Source organism: Pseudomonas sp. KB_15, from assembly GCF_052114525.1.
Classification (GTDB): Bacteria; Pseudomonadota; Gammaproteobacteria; order Pseudomonadales; family Pseudomonadaceae; genus Aquipseudomonas.
Genome location: NZ_JBFREX010000008.1, coordinates 42,383 through 64,065, shown reverse-complemented (window position 1 = coordinate 64,065; position 21,683 = coordinate 42,383). Strand labels below are relative to the sequence as shown.

At 59.1% G+C, this 21,683-nt stretch carries 22 protein-coding genes and 1 tRNA gene; 18 read left to right on the top strand and 5 right to left on the bottom strand.

What is annotated here, in order from left to right:
• Positions 1-282: 282 nt before the first annotated feature.
• The 18 genes from AB4Z35_RS11030 (at position 283) to nadA (ending at position 14,738) form a co-directional block, all read left to right on the top strand.
• Complete coding sequence (locus AB4Z35_RS11030) at positions 283-618, top strand: ribbon-helix-helix domain-containing protein (protein WP_442097033.1); 336 nt, start codon at positions 283-285, stop codon at positions 616-618.
• A gap of 136 nt (positions 619-754) precedes the next feature.
• Complete coding sequence (locus AB4Z35_RS11025; protein ID WP_032829812.1) at positions 755-976, top strand: FmdB family zinc ribbon protein; 222 nt, start codon at positions 755-757, stop codon at positions 974-976.
• A gap of 120 nt (positions 977-1,096) precedes the next feature.
• On the top strand, positions 1,097-2,872 hold the full coding sequence (aspS, locus tag AB4Z35_RS11020) for an aspartate--tRNA ligase (RefSeq protein WP_007995642.1): 1,776 nt from the start codon (positions 1,097-1,099) through the stop codon (positions 2,870-2,872).
• Positions 2,873-3,007: 135 nt separating this feature from the next.
• A complete protein-coding gene (locus AB4Z35_RS11015; RefSeq protein WP_007995641.1) occupies positions 3,008-3,754 on the top strand; it encodes a YebC/PmpR family DNA-binding transcriptional regulator in 747 nt (248 codons plus the stop codon).
• Positions 3,755-3,905: 151 nt separating this feature from the next.
• Complete coding sequence (gene ruvC, locus AB4Z35_RS11010; RefSeq protein WP_007990733.1) at positions 3,906-4,430, top strand: crossover junction endodeoxyribonuclease RuvC; 525 nt, start codon at positions 3,906-3,908, stop codon at positions 4,428-4,430.
• A 114-nt stretch (positions 4,431-4,544) separates the two neighbouring features.
• Positions 4,545-5,153: a Holliday junction branch migration protein RuvA gene (ruvA, locus tag AB4Z35_RS11005; RefSeq protein ID WP_007995640.1), complete on the top strand. Its 609-nt coding sequence runs from the start codon at positions 4,545-4,547 to the stop codon at positions 5,151-5,153.
• A complete protein-coding gene (ruvB, locus tag AB4Z35_RS11000; RefSeq protein WP_442097031.1) occupies positions 5,154-6,215 on the top strand; it encodes a Holliday junction branch migration DNA helicase RuvB in 1,062 nt (353 codons plus the stop codon).
• A gap of 127 nt (positions 6,216-6,342) precedes the next feature.
• Positions 6,343-6,810 carry a tol-pal system-associated acyl-CoA thioesterase gene (gene ybgC / locus AB4Z35_RS10995; RefSeq protein ID WP_007990726.1) on the top strand — a complete coding sequence of 156 codons (468 nt, stop codon included), beginning with the start codon at positions 6,343-6,345 and terminating at the stop codon, positions 6,808-6,810.
• Positions 6,800-7,495, top strand: a complete 696-nt coding sequence (gene tolQ / locus AB4Z35_RS10990) for a protein TolQ (protein ID WP_007995636.1) — start codon at positions 6,800-6,802, stop codon at positions 7,493-7,495. Before ybgC ends, tolQ begins: the two co-directional genes overlap by 11 nt.
• 23 nt (positions 7,496-7,518) lie before the next feature.
• Positions 7,519-7,971, top strand: coding sequence for a protein TolR (gene tolR, locus AB4Z35_RS10985; protein WP_162130673.1), 453 nt, complete (start codon positions 7,519-7,521; stop codon positions 7,969-7,971).
• Positions 7,971-9,068: a cell envelope integrity protein TolA gene (tolA, locus tag AB4Z35_RS10980; RefSeq protein ID WP_442097030.1), complete on the top strand. Its 1,098-nt coding sequence runs from the start codon at positions 7,971-7,973 to the stop codon at positions 9,066-9,068. Before tolR ends, tolA begins: the two co-directional genes overlap by 1 nt.
• Before the next feature lie 17 nt (positions 9,069-9,085).
• Complete coding sequence (tolB, locus tag AB4Z35_RS10975) at positions 9,086-10,366, top strand: Tol-Pal system beta propeller repeat protein TolB (RefSeq protein WP_204930258.1); 1,281 nt, start codon at positions 9,086-9,088, stop codon at positions 10,364-10,366.
• A 52-nt stretch (positions 10,367-10,418) separates the two neighbouring features.
• Positions 10,419-10,916: a peptidoglycan-associated lipoprotein Pal gene (gene pal / locus AB4Z35_RS10970; protein WP_003178634.1), complete on the top strand. Its 498-nt coding sequence runs from the start codon at positions 10,419-10,421 to the stop codon at positions 10,914-10,916.
• A gap of 6 nt (positions 10,917-10,922) precedes the next feature.
• Complete coding sequence (ybgF, locus tag AB4Z35_RS10965) at positions 10,923-11,762, top strand: tol-pal system protein YbgF (RefSeq protein ID WP_442097028.1); 840 nt, start codon at positions 10,923-10,925, stop codon at positions 11,760-11,762.
• Positions 11,763-11,928: 166 nt separating this feature from the next.
• Positions 11,929-12,576 (top strand): 7-carboxy-7-deazaguanine synthase QueE, encoded by a 648-nt coding sequence (queE, locus tag AB4Z35_RS10960; protein ID WP_442097026.1) that lies wholly within the window; start codon positions 11,929-11,931, stop codon positions 12,574-12,576.
• Position 12,577: 1 nt separating this feature from the next.
• Entirely contained in the window at positions 12,578-13,270 is a 693-nt protein-coding gene (gene queC, locus AB4Z35_RS10955; protein WP_442097024.1) for a 7-cyano-7-deazaguanine synthase QueC, read from the top strand.
• 63 nt (positions 13,271-13,333) lie between these two features.
• Positions 13,334-13,409: transfer RNA gene (locus tag AB4Z35_RS10950), tRNA-Lys, on the top strand.
• 270 nt (positions 13,410-13,679) lie between these two features.
• Positions 13,680-14,738: a quinolinate synthase NadA gene (gene nadA, locus AB4Z35_RS10945; RefSeq protein ID WP_007982288.1), complete on the top strand. Its 1,059-nt coding sequence runs from the start codon at positions 13,680-13,682 to the stop codon at positions 14,736-14,738.
• A 135-nt stretch (positions 14,739-14,873) separates the two neighbouring features.
• Here nadA and AB4Z35_RS10940 read toward each other — a convergent pair whose 3' ends face one another.
• The 5 genes from AB4Z35_RS10940 to gcvP form a co-directional block, all read right to left on the bottom strand.
• On the bottom strand, positions 14,874-15,362 hold the full coding sequence (locus AB4Z35_RS10940) for an RDD family protein (RefSeq protein ID WP_442097022.1): 489 nt from the start codon (positions 15,360-15,362) through the stop codon (positions 14,874-14,876).
• A 95-nt stretch (positions 15,363-15,457) separates the two neighbouring features.
• Entirely contained in the window at positions 15,458-15,670 is a 213-nt protein-coding gene (locus AB4Z35_RS10935; RefSeq protein WP_007977299.1) for a cold-shock protein, read from the bottom strand.
• Positions 15,671-16,073: 403 nt separating this feature from the next.
• Complete coding sequence (gene gcvT, locus AB4Z35_RS10930) at positions 16,074-17,198, bottom strand: glycine cleavage system aminomethyltransferase GcvT (RefSeq protein WP_442097021.1); 1,125 nt, start codon at positions 17,196-17,198, stop codon at positions 16,074-16,076.
• A gap of 36 nt (positions 17,199-17,234) precedes the next feature.
• Positions 17,235-18,611, bottom strand: a complete 1,377-nt coding sequence (locus AB4Z35_RS10925) for an L-serine ammonia-lyase (RefSeq protein WP_108228649.1) — start codon at positions 18,609-18,611, stop codon at positions 17,235-17,237.
• Positions 18,612-18,815: 204 nt separating this feature from the next.
• Complete coding sequence (gene gcvP, locus AB4Z35_RS10920) at positions 18,816-21,683, bottom strand: aminomethyl-transferring glycine dehydrogenase (protein WP_442097019.1); 2,868 nt, start codon at positions 21,681-21,683, stop codon at positions 18,816-18,818.

Sequence of the window (21,683 nt, the reverse complement as noted above, 5' to 3'; positions counted from 1 at the left end):
TCTGCTGGATCAGTAACGCTCGCGTGCGCGGATGACGCCTTGAAGTGTTGTTCGCGCTCTTTTTTCCTACGCCATTTAATACTGTGCCTCTGAAGGGGGGGGCACTTCGCGGCGTGGGAAAATGTCCGGAGTAGGACGTTCTCCAGGGTCTGCCAACAGTTGTTGGCTTATCCTACGCCGAGGGTCATAAAGTCGTCTGGATATACCTTTGTATCTGCGTTTTTATAAGTCGACAGACAGTTGCTCTTAAGGAAACCGGGATGGCAAAGGAGTGTCAGCGTTATGGTTTATGAAAGGCAAGAAGAGAGGCGATACGGTTCGCACAGGGATGTAAGGGTTGACCCATTCGTTCGTGAGTTCGATATGGGGTTGGCCCAGCCCTTGTCCCGCTCCGTACGATTGAATGGCTTCGCCACCTGTTTGCGGCTTGAGCAGGTTTATTGGGAAATTTTGGGGGAAATGGCCCGGGTCAATTGTTGCTCGGTCAGTAGCCTGTTATCTCATGTGGATCGCGAAGTTCACTTGCGTCACGGCGGGGTAAGGAATTTCAGTGGGTTGGTGCGGGTTGTCTGTGTCGTGCACAGTCTCAGGGAAGGGGGTTGCATCGTCACGACCTAGTCTGGACAGCGAAAGCGGCAGAGTGTCGGTCTGTGCTGTCTTACGGCTGCACAGGCCGCATTTAATGGATATAATCCCGCTCTTTGCCGCAAAACCCTGCGTGTGCGGTAGCAATCTGATCGCCGAGACAACCTCCATGCCGATGTACGATTATCAATGTGCTTCCTGTGGTCATCAGTTGGAAGCCATTCAAAAGATCAGCGATGCACCGCTGGTCGACTGCCCTGCCTGTCAGGCGCCAGAGCTTAAAAAACTGCTGTCCATGCCGGGCTTCCGCCTCAGCGGCACCGGTTGGTACGAAACCGATTTCAAGACCGGTTCCAAGAAGAACCTGGCCGGCGGCGACAAAGCTGACTAAGGTCTGGACCCCGGGTTGAACCACACGCGTGAGCTCTTGCATCACCCGACGACTTTTTAAAGACGGGGCTGCTGTAGGATCTCCACCGAATTTCGAATTACGAGAAGTGAAAACACGACCATGATGCGCAGCCATTATTGCGGCCAACTGAACGAAAGCCTGGACGGCCAGGAAATTACCCTTTGCGGATGGGTCCACCGTCGCCGTGACCACGGTGGGGTGATTTTCCTCGATATCCGTGATCGTGACGGTCTGGCCCAGGTCGTGTTCGATCCGGACCGCGCGGAAACCTTCGCTGCTGCCGATCGCGTGCGCAGCGAGTACGTCGTGAAGATCACCGGCAAGGTTCGCCTGCGTCCGGCCGGTGCGACCAACGCCAACATGGCGTCGGGCATGATCGAAGTCCTCGGCTATGAACTCGAAGTGCTGAACGAATCGGAAACCCCGCCGTTCCCGCTGAACGAGTTCTCCGACGTCGGCGAAGAAACCCGCCTGCGCTATCGCTTCCTCGACCTGCGTCGCCCGGAAATGGCCGAGAAGCTGCGTCTGCGCTCGCGCATGACCACCAGCATCCGTCGCTTCCTGGACGAGAACGGCTTCCTCGACGTCGAGACGCCGATCCTGACCCGTGCCACCCCGGAAGGTGCTCGCGACTACCTGGTGCCGAGCCGTACTCACGCCGGTTCGTTCTTCGCCTTGCCGCAATCGCCGCAGCTGTTCAAGCAACTGCTGATGGTGGCCGGCTTCGACCGTTACTACCAGATCGCCAAGTGCTTCCGTGACGAAGACCTGCGGGCCGACCGTCAGCCGGAATTCACCCAGATCGACATCGAGACCAGCTTCCTCGATGAAAAAGAGATCATGGGCCTGACCGAGCAAATGATCCGCAACCTGTTCAAGGAAGTGCTGGGCCTGGAATTCGGCGAGTTCCCGCACATGACCTTCGAAGAAGCCATGCGCCGCTACGGTTCCGACAAGCCAGACCTGCGTAACCCGCTGGAACTGGTGGACGTGGCTGATCAGCTCAAGGAAGTCGATTTCAAGGTGTTCAGCGGCCCGGCCAATGATCCGAAATGCCGTATCGCTGCCTTGCGCGTACCTGGCGGGGCGAGCATGCCGCGCAAGCAGATCGACGACTACACCAAGTTCGTCGGCATCTACGGTGCCAAGGGCCTGGCGTACATCAAGGTCAACGAGCGCGCCAAGGGTGTTGAAGGCCTGCAGTCGCCAATCGTGAAGAACATCCCTGAAGACAACCTCAACGTGATCCTCGATCGCGTCGGTGCGGTCGACGGCGATATCGTGTTCTTCGGTGCCGACAAAGCCAAGATCGTCAGCGAGGCCCTGGGCGCGCTGCGAATCAAACTGGGCCATGACCTGGACCTGCTGACTTGCAAGTGGGCGCCAATGTGGGTCGTCGACTTCCCGATGTTCGAAGAAAACGACGACGGCAGCTTCACCGCATTGCACCACCCGTTCACCGCACCGAAGTGCACCCCGCAAGAGCTGGAAGCCAACCCGGCTGGCGCTCTGTCCCGTGCCTACGACATGGTGTTGAACGGCACCGAACTGGGTGGCGGTTCGATCCGTATCCACCGCAAAGAGATGCAACAGTCGGTGTTCCGTCTGCTGGGTATCAATGAAGCTGAACAGGAAGAGAAATTCGGCTTCCTGCTCGACGCCCTGAAGTACGGCGCGCCGCCACACGGTGGTCTGGCCTTCGGTCTGGACCGTCTGGTGATGCTGATGACCGGCGCCCAGTCGATCCGTGAAGTGATCGCCTTCCCGAAAACCCAGAGCGCGGCGGACGTCATGACTCAGGCACCGGGCCAGGTGGATGCCAAGGCATTGCGCGAGTTGCACATTCGTCTGCGCGAAACGCCTAAGGCTGAGTAAGGTCGACCTGAAGGCGCATCTTCGGATGCGCCTTTTTTCTATCTGTAAAGATCGAAAACGGGTCGGGATTTTTATTTGCCGGCTGGCGCATCATGGCGTGGCGGGCAATGTTTCAAAGAGAATTCGGAGCGAGTTATGGCAGGTCATTCCAAGTGGGCGAACATCAAGCACCGCAAAGAACGTCAGGATGCCAAGAGAGGCAAGATCTTCACCAAGTGGATTCGCGAGCTGACCGTCGCAGCCCGTCAGGGTGGCGGTGATCCGGGCTCCAACCCGCGTCTGCGTCTGGCGCTGGACAAGGCCCTGGGTGCGAACATGAGTCGTGACATCATCGATCGTGCTGTTGCCCGCGGTACCGGCGCTGCCGATACGGACGACGTAGTCGAGCTGACCTATGAAGGTTACGGTCCAGGCGGTGTGGCAGTGATGGTCGAATGCATGACCGACAACCGTAATCGCACTGCAGCCGCTGTTCGTCACGCGTTCAGCAAGTGCGGTGGCAACCTCGGGACTGACGGTTCGGTGGCCTATCTGTTCGAGCGCAAGGGGCAGATTTCCTTCGCTGCCGGCGTGGATGAAGACGCGTTGATGGAAGCGGCCATGGAAGCCGACGCCGATGACGTGGTGACCAACGAAGACGGTTCCATTGATGTGTTCACCTCGTTTGCCGGTTTCTATTCCGTGCGTAATGCACTGGAAGCGGCGGGTTTCAAAGGTGACGACGCGGAAATCGTCATGTTGCCGACCACCAGCGCCGAGCTCGATCTGGAGGGCGCCGAGAAAGTCCTCAAGCTGATCGACATGCTCGAAGACCTGGATGACGTGCAAAACGTCTATTCCAACGCGGAAATTCCGGAGTCGGTGGCCGCGCAGCTCGGTTAAAGGCGGCTAAGATCCAATGTGGGAGCGGGCTTGCTCGCGAATGCGGACTTGCAGGCAACGTCGTTGCTGAATACTAAACCGTCTTCGCGAGCAAGCCCGCTCCCACATTTGTTTCATTGAATACAGTGCACATCCTTAATCCGCAGGCGTTATGACTTTAATCCTTGGTATCGACCCCGGTTCACGCATCACCGGTTACGGTGTGGTTCGTGATACCGGCCGTGGTTGTGAGTACGTCGCCTCCGGTTGTATTCGCACCGGTGCCGGCGAGTTGCATGAGCGCCTGCAGATTGTCTATCGCGGTGTGCGGGAGATCATTCAGACCTATGGCCCGGTCACCATGGGCATCGAAAAAGTGTTCATGGCCCGTAACGCCGACTCCGCCCTGAAACTGGGGCAGGCCCGTGGCGCCGCTATCGTGGCGGGGGCGGAAGAGAGTCTGGAAATCGCCGAGTACACGGCGACGCAGGTCAAGCAGGCAGTAGTCGGCACCGGTGCGGCCAACAAGGAGCAAGTGCAGATGATGGTCATGCATATGTTAAAGCTGACCAGCAAACCGCAAATCGATGCTTCGGATGCCCTGGCCATTGCCATCTGCCATGCTCATACCCGTTCCAGCCTGCTGCCCCATGGTCTGGGAGCGGCACGTAGTCGTGGCGGGCGCCTGCGTCTCTGATAGCATCAGCAATCATTTTTATGGAGTGGGGGCGTTTCGCCTGGGTCGTCGGCGGTACTTCCTCGCTCTGTCAGTCGCTGGCCCAGAGCTGGCCAACGCTCAAGGATTTGTAACGTGATTGGACGTTTGCGCGGCACCCTGGCTGAGAAGCAGCCACCGCATCTGATTCTGGATGTAAACGGTCTGGGTTATGAACTTGAAGTGCCCATGACGACTCTTTACCGCTTGCCGTCGGTCGGTGAGCCGCTGACCTTGCACACCCATTTGGTGGTGCGCGAAGACGCGCAGTTACTCTATGGTTTTGTCGGCAAGCGTGAGCGGGACTTTTTTCGTGAATTGATCCGCCTCAATGGCGTCGGTCCGAAACTGGCGCTGGCCTTGATGTCGAGCCTTGAAGTCGACGAACTGGTGCGTTGCGTGCAGTCCCAGGATACTTCGGCGCTGACCAAGGTCCCGGGTGTCGGCAAGAAAACCGCCGAACGCTTGCTGGTGGAACTCAAGGATCGCTTCAAGGCCTGGGAAACCGTACCGGCCATGTTCGCCCTGGTGCCGAACCAGCCGGATGGACCCGCCCCGGTGAACACTGCCGAGAATGACGCCGTCAGCGCCCTGATTTCCCTGGGCTACAAACCCCAGGAAGCCAGCAAGGCGGTGTCTGCAATCAAAGAGAAAGGTTTGAGCAGTGAAGACATGATCCGCCGCGCCTTGAAGGGAATGATCTAAGTGATTGAAGCTGATCGTCTGATCGCTGCCACGCACAGCCCGCGTGAGCGCGAAGAAGTCCAGGACCGGGCGATTCGCCCGGTCAGCCTGGCCGAATACATTGGCCAGCCGACCGTTCGCGAGCAGATGGAATTGTTCATTCAGGCTGCCCGTGGTCGTAACGAGTCCCTGGATCACACGCTGATCTTCGGGCCGCCCGGCCTGGGCAAGACCACCCTCGCCAACATCATCGCCCAGGAAATGGGGGTGTCGATCAAAAGTACCTCGGGGCCGGTGCTGGAGCGACCCGGTGACCTCGCGGCGCTGTTGACCAACCTTGAGCCTCACGATGTGCTGTTTATCGACGAAATCCATCGCCTGTCGCCCATCGTTGAAGAAGTGCTGTACCCGGCCATGGAGGACTTCCAGCTCGACATCATGATCGGCGAGGGGCCGGCCGCGCGCTCGATCAAGCTGGATCTGCCGCCGTTCACCCTGGTCGGCGCAACGACGCGGGCGGGGATGCTGACCAACCCGTTACGTGACCGTTTCGGCATCGTTCAGCGTCTTGAGTTCTATAACAACGCCGACCTTGCGACCATCGTCGGTCGTTCGGCGAGCATCCTTGGTTTACCGCTGGATCCGGAAGGCGCCTTTGAAATCGCCCGCCGTGCCCGTGGCACGCCACGAATTGCCAACCGACTGTTGCGCCGGGTGCGTGATTTCGCCGAAGTTCGCGCCAAGGGGCATATCACCAAGCCGATTGCCGACCTGGCGCTGAACCTGCTGGACGTCGACGAGCGTGGCTTCGATCATCAGGACCGGCGCCTGTTGCTGACCATGATCGAGAAGTTCGACGGCGGGCCAGTCGGGGTCGACAGCCTGGCCGCTGCCATCAGCGAAGAACGTCACACCATTGAAGACGTGCTGGAGCCTTATCTGATCCAGCAGGGCTACATCATGCGCACGCCACGGGGGCGAGTGGTGACGCGACATGCCTACCTGCATTTCGGTTTAAACATCCCGTCACGATTGGGCGAAATGCCCGTGGTAGACGAGTTCCTCGATGCCAGTGACGATTAATTAACATTGCGTGCTGATTTTTTCGGGCAATGTAGGGTCCCAGGACCGTACTTTCGCAAGAAAGCCGCAGAACAATGAAAAACAGTTGCCTGGCCGGATTGGCAACCTGAGGAGTAAGCACTAGAGTATGCGCGCGCAAAACGGGCTTGAGCCTTTCGCACATCGTTGTCGCGTTTATTACGAGGACACCGATGCGGGCGGCATCGTGTATTACGTCAATTACCTCAAGTTTATGGAACGGGCTCGAACCGAGCGGCTACGAGATCTGGGCTTTGCCCAATCGCAGCTGGCAGGGGAGGACCTGTTGTTCGTCGTGCATTCCAGCGAAGCGCGCTACCACGCGCCGGCGCGACTGGATGACGAGCTGCTGGTAAGCGCTGAAGTAATCGAATTGAACCGTGCCAGCCTGCGCTTTAAACAGCAGGTCAGGCGGGCGACGGATAATGTGCTGCTCTGCGAAGGGCAGTTTCTGGTGGCCTGTGTGCGCACTGAAAGTTTGAAACCCCGGGCCATTCCCGAAGCTCTACGAGCGGCCTTTGCCGACGTGAGCGGCGCGGGTACACACTCAAAGCAGGAGATAAAGCGTGGAAGCTAACGTCGTCGACCATTCCTCCATGTGGAGCCTGGTCAGCAATGCCAGTATCGTGGTGCAACTGGTAATGCTGACCCTGGTAGCCGCATCGGTGACCTCGTGGATCATGATCTTTCAGCGCAGCAACCTGCTGCGCGCCGGTCGACGTGCCCTGGAGAGCTTTGAAGAGCGCTTCTGGTCGGGAATCGACCTGTCCAAACTCTACCGTCAGGCCGGCAGCAACCCGGACCCGGATTCGGGCGTCGAGCAAATCTTCCGTGCCGGATTCAAGGAATTCTCCCGTCTGCGCCAGCAGCCAGGCGTTGACCCGGAAGCGGTCATGGAAGGTGTGGCCCGTGCCATGCGCGTTGCCATTTCCCGCGAAGAAGAAAAGCTCGAGCAGAGCCTGCCCTTCCTGGCCACCGTCGGTTCCGTCAGCCCGTACATCGGTCTGTTCGGCACCGTCTGGGGCATCATGAACTCCTTCCGTGGTCTGGCAACCGCCCAGCAAGCGACCCTGGCCACTGTGGCGCCAGGTATCGCCGAAGCACTGATCGCCACGGCGATCGGTCTGTTCGCTGCCATTCCAGCCGTTATCGCTTACAACCGTTTTGCTGCTCGCAGCGAAACCCTGCTGGGCCGCTACTACACCTTCGCCGATGAGTTCCAGGCGATCCTGCACCGCAAAGTGCACACCAGCGAAGAATAAGCAGGTAATTTCCAATGGCTTTAATCGCTCGAGCTCGCAAAAAGCGCAAGCCGGTCGCCGAGATGAACGTAGTGCCTTACATCGACGTGATGTTGGTGCTGCTGGTCATCTTCATGGTGACCGCGCCGATGCTCAATCAGGGCGTGAAAGTTGATCTGCCCAAGGTTTCCAGCGAAGCCTTGCCGCAGGACAACAACACCCAGGTCCTGACCATTTCCATCAAATCCGACAAGACCTACTACTGGAACCTTGGCAGCGAAGTCGACACAGACAAGCAGCAAGACCGGGCCATGACCCTGCCGCAGATGACTGACGCGGTGACCAAGATCATTCGCGTCGGCAACGAAGGCGGCAAGCGTACCCAGGTCTTCATTCGCGGCGACAAATCTGTCGATTACGGTTCCGTCATGGGGGCCATGGGCGGGTTGCAGAAAGCCGGGGTCGGTAATGTTGGCTTGATTACCGAGGCGCCCTGATGCAGCAACAGCGAGAGCCGTCCGCCTCGGAAAGCTACTTCTGGCCTAGTGTCTGGGCGATTGGCTTGCACGTGCTGGTGTTCGGCATGCTGTTCGTCAGTTTTGCCTTTACCCCGGAACTGCCGCCGGCCAAGCCGATTGTCCAGGCGACCTTGTACCAGCTGAAATCGAAAAGTCGGGCGACCACCCAGACCAATCAGAAGATTGCCGGTGAAGCGCAGAAATCTGCTGCGCGTCAGACCGAAGTCGAACAGATGGAACAGAAAAAGGTCGAGCAGGAAGCGGTGAAGGCTGCGGAACAAAAGAAAGAAGAGGCGGCTCAAAAGGCCGAAGAAGCCAAGAAGGCCGACGAGGCGAAGAAAGCGGACGAGGCGAAGAAAGCGGACGAGGCGAAAAAGGCTGATGAAGCCAAGAAAGCCGACGATGCGAAGAAAACCGCGGAAGCCAAGAAGGCAGAAGAGAAACAATTGGCTGATATAGCCAAGAAGAAAGCCGAAGAAGAAGCCAAGAAGGCTGCTGAAGAAGAGGCCAAGAAAGCGGCCGCTGAAGAAGCCAAGAAAAAGATCGTCGAAGACGCGAAGAAGAAAGCCGCGGAAGACGCCAAGAAGAAAGCCGAGGCTGAAGAGGCGAAGAAGAAAGTCGCCGAGGAAGCGAAGAAGAAAGCTGCTGCCGATGCTGCGAAGAAGAAATCGCAGGACGCGGCACGTAAATCCGCCGAAGACAAAAAGGCCCAGGCCCTGGCAGATTTGCTTTCCGATACGCCGCAGCGTCAGCAGGCCTTGGCCGATGAGCAGGGTGACGAAGTCGCCGGCAGTTTCGATGATCTGATTCGTGCTCGTGCAGCGGAAGGCTGGGCTCGTCCACCTTCGGCACGCAAAGGCATGACGGTCGTGTTGCAAATCGGCATGTTGCCGGACGGTACGGTGACCTCGGTCAGCGTGGCCAGGTCCAGTGGCGACGGTCCGTATGACGCATCGGCTGTTGCCGCGGTGAAGAATATTGGACGTTTGACAGAAATGCAGGGAATGAAGCCGAGTGATTTCGCTCCGTATCGTTCATTCAAGATGACATTCACACCTGAGGATCTAGCCTTGTGAGAAACCTTCTACGAGGAATGCTGGTCGTTATCTGCTGCATGGCAGGGATGGCGATGGCAGACGAGAAAAACATTCTGGTTACCAGCGGCAGCGATCGGGCCACCCCGATCGCCGTTGTGCCGTTCGGCTTCCAGGGCGGTAGCGTGCTGCCAGACGACATGGCGGAAATCATCGGTAACGACCTGCGCAACTCGGGTTACTACTCGCCGCTTCCAAAGCAGAACATGATCAGCCAGCCGAGCCAGGCCAGCGAAATCATCTTCCGTGACTTCAAGGCACTGGGTGCCCAGTACGTCATGGTCGGCAGCATTGTCCCGGCGGGCGGTCGCCTGCAGGTGCAATACGCACTGTTCAACGTGGCCACCGAGCAGCAAGTGCTGACCGGCAGCGTGTCGGGCGGCGTCGATCAGTTGCGCGACATGGCGCACTACATCTCTGACCAGTCGTTCGAAAAGCTCACGGGTATCAAGGGTGCCTTCTCGACTCGTCTGCTGTACGTAACGGCTGAGCGTTTCTCCGAGAACAACACTCGCTACACCCTGCAACGTTCGGACTACGACGGTGCTCGCGCCGTGACACTGCTGCAGTCGCGCGAGCCGATCCTGTCGCCGCGTTTCGCACCGGATGGCAAGCGCATCGCCTATGTCTCCTTTGAGCAGAAGCGTCCACGCATCTTCATGCAGAACATCGACACCGGTCGCCGTGAGCAGATCACCAACTTCGAAGGCCTGAACGGTGCGCCAGCCTGGTCGCCGGATGGCAACCGCCTGGCATTCGTGCTGTCGAAAGACGGCAACCCGGACATCTATGTGATGAACCTGGGTTCGCGTCAGATCACCCGCGTCACCAGCGGTCCCGGCATCAACACCGAACCGTTCTGGGGCAAGGATGGCTCGACCATCTATTTCACTTCCGACCGTGGCGGCAAACCGCAAATCTATAAAACCAGCGTGGGTGGTGGCGGTGCCGAACGTGTGACTTTCGTCGGTAACTACAACGCCAACCCTAAACTGTCGGCTGATGAAAAGACGCTTGTCATGATTCACCGTCAGGATGGCTTCACCAATTTCAAGGTGGCGGCCCAGGATTTGCAACGTGGTAGTGTAAAAATCCTCACTGATAGCACTCTGGACGAGTCGCCTACTGTCGCGCCCAACGGCACCATGGTAATCTACGCCACCCGCCAGCAGGGCCGGGGAGTCTTGATGCTCGTGTCCATCAATGGACGCGTAAGGCTCCCGCTTCCTACCGCACAAGGCGAAGTCAGAGAACCTTCCTGGTCCCCTTACCTGAACTGACGCGGCGCTATACGTTGTACTTAACACACTGGGGTTCATTAGGAGTTTCACGATGGAAATGCTGAAGTTTGGTAAATTTGCTGCGCTGGCACTGGCCATGGCTGTAGCTGTAGGTTGCTCGTCCAAAGGCGGCGACAATGCCGGTGAAGGCGCGGTAGATCCAAACGCTGGTTACGGCGCAAACACTGGTGCAGTTGACGGCTCCCTGAGCGAAGAAGCTGCACTGCGCGCTATCACCACTTTCTACTTCGAATACGACAGTTCGGACCTGAAGCCAGAAGCCATGCGCGCTCTGGACGTTCACGCCAAAGACCTGAAAGCAAACGGCGCTCGCGTTGTTCTGGAAGGCAACACCGACGAACGTGGTACTCGTGAGTACAACATGGCACTGGGCGAGCGTCGTGCGAAAGCCGTTCAGCGCTACCTGGTACTGCAAGGTGTTTCCCCAGCTCAGCTGGAACTGGTTTCCTACGGCGAAGAGCGTCCAGTTGCTACCGGCAACGACGAGCAGTCCTGGGCTCAAAACCGTCGCGTCGAACTGCGTAAGTAATTCGTCATGCGAACGTGCCGTCGTGCTGTAACTGTTCTGGCTCTCAGCCTCGCGCCGCTTGCGGTGTGGGCTGCGGTTCCTGTGGTCGATAACGACTCCGGCTATAACAATAGCGGGAGCAGTTATCCGCCTGCAGGTTACGGTACGAACGGCGCCTATGCCGGGGGAGGGGTTTCGGCCCCTGTCTCGGCACAGGGCGAGCTGTTCAACCAACTGCAATCAATGCAGCAACAGATCGAGCGCCAGCAAGGTGCGATTGAAGTTCTGCAAAATGATGTAGCGCGCATGAAGCAGGAAAACCTGGAGCGATATCAGGATCTTGATCGGCGCATAGGAACCGGCGTTGCACCAGCCGCGACTCCTGAAAATTCTTCCACCGGTGGTGATTCGAATGCCTCCGGTGTAGCCGCAGGTGCGGCAGCTGGCGCCGCCGCCGCTCAAGCACCCGCCGCGGGTAGCGAACCGGCAGATCCGGCGAAGGAAAAGCTCTATTACGATGCTGCCTTCGACCTGATCAAGGCCAAGGATTTCGACAAGGCCAGCCAGGCTTTCGCCGCATTCCTGCGCAAATATCCGAATAGTCAATACGCGGGCAATGCCCAGTACTGGTTGGGCGAAGTAAACCTGGCCAAAGGTGATCTGCAAGGTGCAGGTCAGGCATTTGCCAAGGTTTCGCAGCTGTATCCGAAGCACGCCAAAGTGCCTGATTCGCTGTACAAGCTCGCTGATGTGGAGCGCCGCCTGGGTCATACCGACCGGGTCAAAGGCATTCTGCAGCAGGTTGTGTCCCAGTATCCGGGCACTTCCGCCGCTCAGCTGGCTCAACGCGATCTGCAGAAGATGTAAGCCAGTTTGACCCGTTTCGAAGAAACCCGCGCTTGTCGCGGGTTTTTTCGTTAGAATTCACACCCTTTTTCTGAAACACGCTTTTTGGGATCTGCGCATTGCCGGGGTTCCTTGAAGTGCCTGACGGAGGCGGACAGCCTGTTTAGCTGTTACGCCCGTGGCGACTATGCAAGACACATTGAGAATCACCGAAGTTTTCTACTCGTTGCAGGGTGAAACGCGGACTGCCGGCCTGCCCACTGTTTTTGTGCGCCTGACCGGTTGCCCTCTGCGTTGCCAATACTGCGACAGCGCCTACGCGTTCACGGGCGGAACCATTCGCACGCTCGACGACATCCTCGAGCAGGTCGCCGGTTTCCGCCCGCGCTATGTCTGCGTCACGGGCGGCGAACCCCTGGCGCAACCCAACGCCATTCCCTTGCTCAAGCGCTTGTGTGACGCCGGTTACGAAGTGTCACTGGAAACCAGTGGCTCTATTGATATCTCGGCGGTAGATTCCCGGGTCAGTCGCGTCGTCGACCTGAAAACCCCGGGTTCGAAGGAAGCACACCGCAATCGCTACGAAAACATTGAGCTGCTCACGTCCAACGACCAGGTGAAGTTTGTCATCTGCTCGCGGGAGGACTATGACTGGTCCGTTTCCAAGCTGATCCAGTACGGTCTGGACCAGCGCGCCGGTGAAGTCCTGTTCTCGCCAAGTCACCATGATCTCAATGCTCGGGACCTGGCGGACTGGGTGGTGGCGGACAACCTGCCTGTGCGTTTGCAATTGCAGCTGCATAAATATCTATGGAATGACGAGCCGGGGCGCTGAAATGACTGAACAACTGAATACTCCTGAAAAACGTGCGGTCATCCTGCTGTCCGGTGGCCTGGACTCGGCAACCGTCGTGGCCATGGCGCGCGCCGAAGGCTATAGCTGCTACACCATGAGCTTCGACTACGGTCAGCGTTCTCACGCCGAGTTGCACGCCGCCGAGCGTGTGGCCCGAGACCTGGGTGTGGTCGAGCACAAGGTAATCGGTCTGAACCTGAACGGAATGGGCGGCTCGGCGCTGACCGACAGCAGCATCGATATTCCGGAAGAGCTGGGTGAGGGCATTCCTGTCACTTACGTGCCTGCGCGTAACATGGTGTTCCTGTCCCTGGCCCTTGGCTGGGCAGAAGTGCTCGGCGCGCGCGACATCTTCATCGGCGTCAATGCGGTGGATTACTCCGGCTACCCGGACTGTCGTCCCGAGTTCATTGAGTCGTTCGAGCGCTTGGCCAATCTGGCCACCAAGGCCGGCGTGGAAGGCAATGGTTTCCGCATTCAGGCACCGCTGCAAAACCTCAGCAAAGCGCAGATCGTCCAGGCGGGCGTGAAGCTTGGCGTGAACTACGGGCTGACCGTTTCCTGCTATCAGGCCGACGATAACGGTCGCGCGTGCGGCAAGTGCGACAGCTGCCGACTGCGTGCAGAAGGCTTTGCGGCAGCCGGAATCAGCGATCCAACCCCTTATTTTTGATTTATTTCAAAATAGGTGTTGAATAGTCCTTAAAAATCAGTATTATACGCGCCACCACACAGCGGGTCGTTAGCTCAGTTGGTAGAGCAGTTGGCTTTTAACCAATTGGTCGTAGGTTCGAATCCCACACGACCCACCATTTTTGGCGGTTTAGAAAATCCGGAAGGCCCACGCAAGTGAGGATTTCCGGGTTTTTTTTTGCCCGCGATTCAGGTCCGCCTTGCTCCAGGCTGCTGCGCATGACGCAGGTCAGAATCACCTTTTGCATCCGTCGGATATTCTGTAGCCTTGCGCAACTTCAACGCTGTCCGTGCCTGATGAATACTCACTTTCCCGGCGGTACCCTGAAGGGTACGGAGCCGGGTGTATACTCGACTTTCGCGCGAATGCGCCTGCAGGTCTTGCGAACATGACGCAAATTTCCGAACGCCTTCTGGTTCAAGCCCACCTCGACGCCAAGCAGCCCAAGCCGCTGACCGCCGATGAAGAGGCTTATTACCGTGCTGCCATCGCTGCCGAGCTCAAGGCTCAGGACGCGGTGCTGGTGGCCCACTTCTATTGTGACCCTGTCATTCAGGCGCTGGCCGAAGAAACGGGCGGCTGTGTCTCCGACTCGCTGGAGATGGCCCGTTTCGGTAACGCCCATCCGGCCAAGACCGTGGTCGTCGCCGGCGTGAAGTTCATGGGTGAGACTGCCAAGATCCTCAACCCGGAAAAGCGCGTGCTGATGCCGACGCTCGAAGCGACCTGTTCGCTCGACCTGGGTTGCCCGGTGGATGAGTTTTCCGCGTTCTGCGATCAACACCCGGAGCGCACGGTGGTGGTGTACGCCAACACTTCGGCTGCGGTTAAAGCCCGAGCGGATTGGGTGGTGACTTCAAGCTGCGCACTGGAAATCGTCGAAAGCCTGATGGACAACGGCGAGACCATCATTTGGGGTCCGGACAAGCACCTGGGTACCTACATCCAGCGCCAGACCGGTGCCGACATGCTGCTGTGGGACGGTGCCTGCATCGTGCACGAAGAGTTCAAGTCCAAGCAGCTTGAAGACATGAAGGCGCTGTACCCGGATGCGGCGATTCTGGTGCACCCCGAGTCGCCAACCTCGGTGATTGAATTGGCCGACGCCGTTGGCTCCACCAGTCAGTTGATCGCGGCGGCACAGAACCTGCCGAACAAGACGCTGATCGTTGCGACCGATCGCGGCATCTTCTACAAGATGCAGCAGCTGTGCCCGGACAAGGTCTTTATCGAAGCCCCGACGGCGGGTAACGGCGCCGCGTGCCGCAGTTGTGCGCATTGCCCGTGGATGGCCATGAACACCCTTGAGCGCACGCTCAAGGCGTTGAAAGAAGGGGCGAACGAGATCTTTGTCGACCCGGCGCTGATTCCGCAGGCGATCCGGCCGCTCAAGCGTATGCTCGACTTCACTCAGGCGGCGCGGATGAAGCTGGCGGGTAACGCATAAGATCTTTCAACCAAGCGCAAAAAACTGTGGGAGCGAGCTTGCTCGCGATAGCGGCGTATCAGTCACCATTGAAATTGACTGACACTACGCCATCGCGAGCAAGCTCGCTCCCACATTGGTTTCTGCGTCGGGAAGCTATTTGGTCTTCTTCGGAATCCGCACCAGTTCGGTGTTGGAATACATGTCATGCCAGCTGCGCTTTTGCTTGTCGAACAGCGACCAGAAGAAGCCCAGGCCAACACACAGCAGCGAAGCCATCGATACCACAAAACGCAGCAGCGCCTGCCACAGGCTGATGGACGAGCCATCGGCGTTCTGTACCCGGATACACCAGACTTGCATGCCCAGGGTCTGACCGGACCAGGTCCAGAATTTGGCGAAGAAGCCGAACAGTACGAACAACAGCACCGTCGAGAGAAGGGGGTCACCGTCCAGCGCGCCGGCTTCGGTCAGGGTACGCATCCTTTCTTCGCCGATGATCGCCATCTGGACCATCTTGTAGATGCCGCTGGTGACGATCAGCAGGGCGGTGCACAGCAGGAAATCATAGAACATGGCTGCCAGGCGACGACCCAGGCCGGCGGCAGGAAAGTCGCCCTGGGGAGTAAGCAGGTGTTTCGACATGGCAGGCTCTCGGCGAAAAAAGAAGCCATTTTACGGATTTACGCGCACAAAAAAGCCCCTGATGTCAGCATCAGGGGCTTTTTCGTTACAGAAGATTAGGCTTCTGCTTGTACTTCGTCAGCCTGCATGCCTTTCTGGCCCTGCACGGCGATGAAAGTCACTTTCTGGCCTTCTTTCAGGCTCTTGAAGCCGTTGCCCTGGATGGCGCGGAAATGCACGAACAGATCCGGACCGCTTTCAGGAGTGATAAAACCAAAACCTTTCTCGTCGTTAAACCACTTGACGGTACCGCTCTGACGTTGGGACATTTCTTATTTCCTTTGACGCAAAAAATTAATGACAGTCTCCTTCTCGTGAAAGAGTACTGGGGCTGGTTGCAGGAGAGTAAGAAGACGTCGAACGGGATGTAGCTAACTTGTAGGCTACTGCCCAGGTCACGATTCCAAGCGACCCATGCAAACACAGTGAACAAACTCTACGCCAACTACGGGAGAAAAAACAAGCCCTGTGAAGGCCCCGTATTTCCTCAGGTTGATGGCAAAGTCAGTCCACTCGTGGTGCCTTATACGTTAACGCTGTTCAATTGTTTTCGATCGTTATAAGCAAAGTTCATAATCGAAGCTTAGAGTCAAACAATGCACTATTTTATGGCGGTTGCGTTACACATTAGTGCACAGTTAACGCAACCGCGTTACTTATAGAAACATTCAATCAGCCACGATAGTAGCGTTGTGGAACGAATGGCATTTTGCTTACAAGCAAAGGCACCTTTTTCCCACGAACAATCGCCCAAACGGGTGTGTCCAGTGCGATGTAAGCGCTGTCGACATAACCCATGGCCAGCGGCCCGCCCAGGGTCGGGCCGAAACCGCCGCTGCAGACGCTACCGATGATGTCGCCGGCTTCGTTGACGATCTCGGCACCTTCGCGCACCGGTGTACGTTCCTGCGGCAGCAGGCCTACGCGTTTACGGTTTACGCCTGCCTGTTGCTGAGCGAATACGGTTTCGGCGCCGGGGAAGCCGCCGGCCCGTGCGCCATCGGCGCGACGTGGCTTGGAGATCGCCCACAGCAGGCTCGCTTCGATCGGGGTGGTGTCGGTATTCATGTCATGGCCGTACAGGCACAGACCCGCTTCCAGGCGCAGGGAGTCGCGGGCGCCAAGGCCGATGGCGGCCACTTCCGCTTCAGCCAGCAGTGCACGAGCCAGGGCTTCGGCGTTGGCGGCCGGAACGGAGATTTCGAACCCGTCTTCACCGGTGTAACCCGAGCGGCTGACAAAGCAGTCCACGCCCAGCAGTTTCACTCGAGCGAACTGCATGAAGGTCATCCTGGCCACTTCAGGTGCCAGACGTGCCAGCACGGTGACCGCTGCCGGACCTTGCAGGGCGAGCAGGGCGCGTTCTTCGAACAGCGGCTCGATCGTGCACTGGTCGCCAATGTGCTTGCGCAGGTGTGCCAGGTCCTGATCCTTGCAGGCGGCGTTGACCACCAGGAACAATTCGTCGTTGCCCAGGTTGGCGACCATCAGGTCATCGAGGATGCCGCCCGTCGCATTGGTGAACATCGCGTAGCGCTGCATGCCCACCGGCAGGTCAATGATGTCCACCGGCACCAGGGTTTCCAGGGCTTTGGCCGCGTTGGCACCGGTCAGGCGGATCTGGCCCATGTGCGAGACATCGAACAGCCCGGCCTGGTCGCGGGTGTGCTGGTGTTCCTTCATCACGCCCAGCGGGTATTGCACTGGCATGTCGTAGCCGGCGAACGGCACCATGCGCGCGCCGAGTTCGATGTGCAGTGCGTGCAACGGGGTTTTCAACAGTTGTTCGGTGGACATATTCAGCTCCTGAAGAAGGGTGCAGATGAGCGCTCATCAGCACTCGATAATGTTGACCGCCAAACCGCCACGGGCGGTTTCCTTGTATTTGCTTTTCATGTCGGCGCCGGTCTGGCGCATGGTGCGGATAACCTTGTCGAGGGAGACGAAGTGTTGCCCGTCGCCGCGCATGGCCATGCGCACGGCATTGATGGCCTTGACCGAGCCCATGGCGTTGCGCTCGATGCAAGGCACTTGCACCAGCCCGCCAATCGGGTCGCAGGTCAGCCCGAGGTTGTGTTCCATGCCGATTTCGGCGGCGTTCTCCACTTGTTGCACGGTGCCGCCCAGTACTTCGCACAAGGCACCGGCGGCCATCGAGCAAGCGACGCCGACTTCGCCCTGGCAGCCGACTTCGGCACCGGAGATCGAGGCGTTTTCCTTGTACAGAATGCCAATGGCCGCGGCAGTCAGCAGAAAACGCACCACCCCGTCATCATTCGCGCCGGGAATAAAACGCATGTAGTAATGCAGCACCGCCGGAATGATCCCGGCCGCACCATTGGTGGGCGCCGTGACCACGCGCCCGCCGTTGGCGTTTTCTTCGTTGACGGCCAGGGCGTACAGGTTGACCCAGTCCAGCACCGACAGCGGATCGCGCAAGGACGATTCGGGGTTGCTGCACAATTGCCGATGCAGCGCTGCCGCCCGGCGTTTGACCTTCAAGCCACCGGGCAGGATGCCTTCATTGCGGCAACCGGCGGCGACGCAGTCCTGCATGACTTGCCAGATCTTCAACAGGCCGGCGCGGGTTTCCGCTTCCGGGCGCCAGGCGCTTTCATTCGTCAGCATCACCTGGCTGATCGACAGGCCGTATTTGGCGCAATGAGCGAGCAGGTCCTTGGCGCTTTTGAAGGGGAAGGTCAGGGGGGTGGCGTCTTCGACGATACGATCGGCGCCGGCAGCGTCCTCATCAACGACAAAACCGCCGCCCACCGAGTAGTACTCGCGACTGCGGACTTGCAGACCCGCCGCGTCGAAGGCGCGAAAAATCATGCCGTTGGGGTGATAGGGCAACGGTTTGCGAATCATCGCCAGGTGTTCTTTCTCGTTGAACGCAATGCTGTGTTCGCCGAGCAGGTTCAAGCGACCGTTGCCACGAATTTCCTGCAGGCGCGCAGCGACGGTTTCTGTATCCACGGTGTCCGGGTGTTCGCCTTCCAGGCCCAGCAACACAGCCTTGTCACTGCCATGCCCCTTGCCGGTGGCGCCGAGCGAGCCGTACAGCTCGACCTTGACGCAGGTGGTGGCCGTCAGCAGCCCTTCACGGCGCAGGCCTTCGACGAAGCGCGCAGCGGCGCGCATCGGACCGACGGTGTGGGAGCTGGAGGGGCCGATGCCAATCTTGAACAGGTCGAACACGCTTAACGACATGGTGGTTCTCCGGTTTCTTGTTATAGGAATTCACGGAACATAAGACTTGGCACAGATCCCTGTGGGAGCGAGCTTGCTCGCGATAGCGGTCGTTCAGTCGACATTGATGGTGGCTGTCAGTCCGTCATCGCGAGCAAGCTCGCTCCCACAGGGTTGTGGGGTGTTCTGGAAATCGGGGGCGGATCAATCCGCCCCCTCATTGGTTTAAGCGTAGCTTTCGATCGACGGGCAGGCGCAGACCAGGTTGCGATCGCCAAACACGTTGTCGACGCGACCGACCGGCGGCCAGTACTTGCCTTCGATCAGCGACGCAACCGGGTAAACCGCTTGCTCACGGCTGTACGGGTGCGACCACTCGCCGACCAGTTCCTTGGCGGTGTGCGGAGCGTTTTTCAGCGGGTTGTCGTCCTTGTCCAGGGTGCCGTTTTCCACTGCGCGGATTTCTTCGCGAATGCGGATCATGGCGTCGCAGAAGCGGTCAAGTTCTTCCTTCGATTCGCTTTCGGTCGGCTCGATCATCAGCGTGCCGGCTACCGGGAACGACATGGTCGGCGCGTGGAAACCGAAGTCGATCAGGCGCTTGGCCACGTCATCGACGCTGATGCCGCTGCTGTCTTTCAGCGGACGCAGGTCGAGGATGCATTCGTGCGCCACCAGGCCGTTGCTGCCGGTGTACAGCACTGGATAGTGCTCTTCGAGGCGACGGGAGATGTAGTTGGCGTTGAGGATCGCCAGCTGCGATGCGCGCTTGAGACCCGCACCACCCATCATGCGAATGTACATCCAGGTGATCGGCAGAATGCTCGCGCTGCCGAACGGTGCCGCGCAAACGGCGCCTTCCTTGCGCTCCATCTGGGCGTGGCCCGGCAGGAACGGCGCGAGGTGCGACTTGACGCCAATCGGGCCGACGCCCGGGCCGCCACCACCGTGCGGGATGCAGAAGGTCTTGTGCAGGTTCAGGTGCGACACGTCGCCGCCGAACTTGCCCGGCGCGCAGAGGCCGACCATGGCGTTCATGTTGGCGCCGTCGATGTACACCTGGCCGCCGTTGTCATGAACGATGCCGCAGATTTCGCGGATGCCTTCTTCGAACACGCCGTGGGTCGACGGGTAGGTGATCATCAGCGCGGCGAGGTGTTCGCGGTGCTCGATGGCCTTGGCGCGCAGGTCTTCGATGTCGACGTTGCCGCGGGCATCGCACGCGGTCACGACCACACGCATACCGGCCATCTGAGCGGTGGCCGGGTTGGTGCCGTGGGCCGACGACGGGATCAGGCAGATGTCGCGACGGTCTTCGCCACGGCTCTGGTGGTAGGCACGGATCGCCAAGAGACCTGCGTATTCACCCTGGGAACCGGCGTTCGGTTGCAGCGAAACCGAGTCGTAGCCGGTCGCAGCACACAGCATGGCTTCCAGTTCGTCGGTCAATTGCTGATAACCGGCGCTTTGCTCGGCCGGGGCGAACGGATGCAGGGCGCCGAACTCGGCCCAGGTCACCGGGATCATTTCGCTGGCGGCGTTGAGTTTCATGGTGCACGAACCCAGCGGGATCATGGTGCGGTCCAGCGCCAGGTCCTTGTCCGCCAGTTTGCGCAGGTAACGCATCAGCTCGGTTTCCGAGTGATAACGGTTGAACACCGGGTGGCTGAGGATCGGCGACTGACGCACCAGCGCGGCCGGGATGGCGCTCACCACCGAGGCGGCGAGGGCGGCGAAGTCTGGCAGGGCCTTGCCGTCGGACAGCAGGCTCCACAGGGTTTCAACGTCGGCCTGAGTGGTGGTTTCGTCCAGGGACAGGCCCAGGCGTTCGCCATCGACCACGCGCAGGTTGATGCGCTGGGCGTGTGCCTTGTCGTGCAGGGCGGCGGTGTGGGCGCCGGTCTTCACGGTCAGGGTGTCGAAGAAGCTCGCTTGCTCGACGTTCAGACCCAATGCGCTCAAGCCTTTGGCCAGGATTGCAGTCAGGTGATGCACGCGATTGGCGATCTGTGTAAGGCCTTTTGGACCGTGGTACACGGCGTACATGCTGGCGATGTTGGCCAGCAGTACTTGCGCGGTGCAGATGTTCGATGTGGCTTTCTCGCGACGGATGTGTTGTTCGCGGGTCTGCATGGCCAGGCGCAGGGCCGGGTTGCCGAAACGGTCTACGGAAACACCGACCAGGCGGCCTGGCATGTCACGCTTGAACGCATCCTTGGTGGAGAAGTACGCCGCGTGCGGGCCACCAAAGCCCAGCGGCACGCCGAAGCGTTGTGCACTGCCGATGGCCACGTCGGCACCGAACTCGCCCGGTGCGGTCAGCACGGTCAGGGCCAACAGGTCGGCAGCCACGGCAACGAGGGCGTTGGCGGCGTGGAAGCGTTCGGTCAGCTCGCGGTAGTCGAACACGTCACCGTTGCTCGCCGGGTATTGCAGCAGGGCGCCGAAGAACGGCGTCACGTCGGTCAGTTCGAGTTCATCGCCAACCACCACGTCGATGCCCAAAGGCTCGGCACGGGTGCGCAGTACGTCGAGGGTCTGCGGGTGGCAATGCACGGAGGCGAAGAATTGGTGGCTGCCCTTGTTCTTGCTCAGGCGTTTGCAGAAGGTCATGGCTTCGGCAGCGGCGGTGGCTTCGTCGAGCAGGGAGGCGTTGGCGATCGGCAGGCCGGTGAGGTCGCTGATCAGGGTCTGGAAGTTCAGCAGCGCTTCGAGACGGCCCTGGGAAATTTCTGGCTGGTACGGGGTGTAGGCGGTGTACCAGGCCGGGTTTTCCAGCAGGTTGCGCAGGATCGGCGACGGCGTGTGGGTGCCGTAGTAGCCCTGGCCGATGAAGGTCTTGAACAGCTGGTTTTTAGTTGCGATGGACTTGATCAAGGCCAGGGCATCGGCTTCGCTCAGGCCGTCTTCCAGGCCGAGAACGCTGGTGCCCTTGATGCTGTCGGGAATCACGCTGGCGCTCAGGGCTTCCAGGGAGTCGAAGCCGAGGCTGTTGAGCATGGCTTGCTCGTCACCGGCGCGCGGGCCGATGTGACGGGCGATGAATTCGTTGGCGGTGCTTATGTTTACAACGGCAGGGTTGATTTGAGTCAT

Bases quoted from the DNA above. Each gene is read 5' to 3' on its own strand.
- AB4Z35_RS11030 (WP_442097033.1), top strand. From the start codon at position 283: ATGGTTTATGAAAGGCAAGAAGAGAGGCGATACGGTTCGCACAGGGAT.
- ybgF (WP_442097028.1), top strand. From the start codon at position 10,923: ATGCGAACGTGCCGTCGTGCTGTAACTGTTCTGGCTCTCAGCCTCGCG.
- AB4Z35_RS10925 (WP_108228649.1), bottom strand. From the start codon at position 18,611: ATGTCGTTAAGCGTGTTCGACCTGTTCAAGATTGGCATCGGCCCCTCC.
- nadA (WP_007982288.1), top strand. From the start codon at position 13,680: ATGACGCAAATTTCCGAACGCCTTCTGGTTCAAGCCCACCTCGACGCC.
- queC (WP_442097024.1), top strand. From the start codon at position 12,578: ATGACTGAACAACTGAATACTCCTGAAAAACGTGCGGTCATCCTGCTG.
- AB4Z35_RS11015 (WP_007995641.1), top strand. From the start codon at position 3,008: ATGGCAGGTCATTCCAAGTGGGCGAACATCAAGCACCGCAAAGAACGT.
- AB4Z35_RS10935 (WP_007977299.1), bottom strand. From the start codon at position 15,670: ATGTCCCAACGTCAGAGCGGTACCGTCAAGTGGTTTAACGACGAGAAA.
- AB4Z35_RS10940 (WP_442097022.1), bottom strand. From the start codon at position 15,362: ATGTCGAAACACCTGCTTACTCCCCAGGGCGACTTTCCTGCCGCCGGC.
- tolA (WP_442097030.1), top strand. From the start codon at position 7,971: ATGCAGCAACAGCGAGAGCCGTCCGCCTCGGAAAGCTACTTCTGGCCT.
- ybgC (WP_007990726.1), top strand. From the start codon at position 6,343: ATGCGCGCGCAAAACGGGCTTGAGCCTTTCGCACATCGTTGTCGCGTT.
- pal (WP_003178634.1), top strand. From the start codon at position 10,419: ATGGAAATGCTGAAGTTTGGTAAATTTGCTGCGCTGGCACTGGCCATG.
- AB4Z35_RS11025 (WP_032829812.1), top strand. From the start codon at position 755: ATGCCGATGTACGATTATCAATGTGCTTCCTGTGGTCATCAGTTGGAA.
- aspS (WP_007995642.1), top strand. From the start codon at position 1,097: ATGATGCGCAGCCATTATTGCGGCCAACTGAACGAAAGCCTGGACGGC.
- ruvC (WP_007990733.1), top strand. From the start codon at position 3,906: ATGACTTTAATCCTTGGTATCGACCCCGGTTCACGCATCACCGGTTAC.
- tolB (WP_204930258.1), top strand. From the start codon at position 9,086: ATGCTGGTCGTTATCTGCTGCATGGCAGGGATGGCGATGGCAGACGAG.
- gcvP (WP_442097019.1), bottom strand. From the start codon at position 21,683: ATGACTCAAATCAACCCTGCCGTTGTAAACATAAGCACCGCCAACGAA.
- gcvT (WP_442097021.1), bottom strand. From the start codon at position 17,198: ATGTCCACCGAACAACTGTTGAAAACCCCGTTGCACGCACTGCACATC.
- queE (WP_442097026.1), top strand. From the start codon at position 11,929: ATGCAAGACACATTGAGAATCACCGAAGTTTTCTACTCGTTGCAGGGT.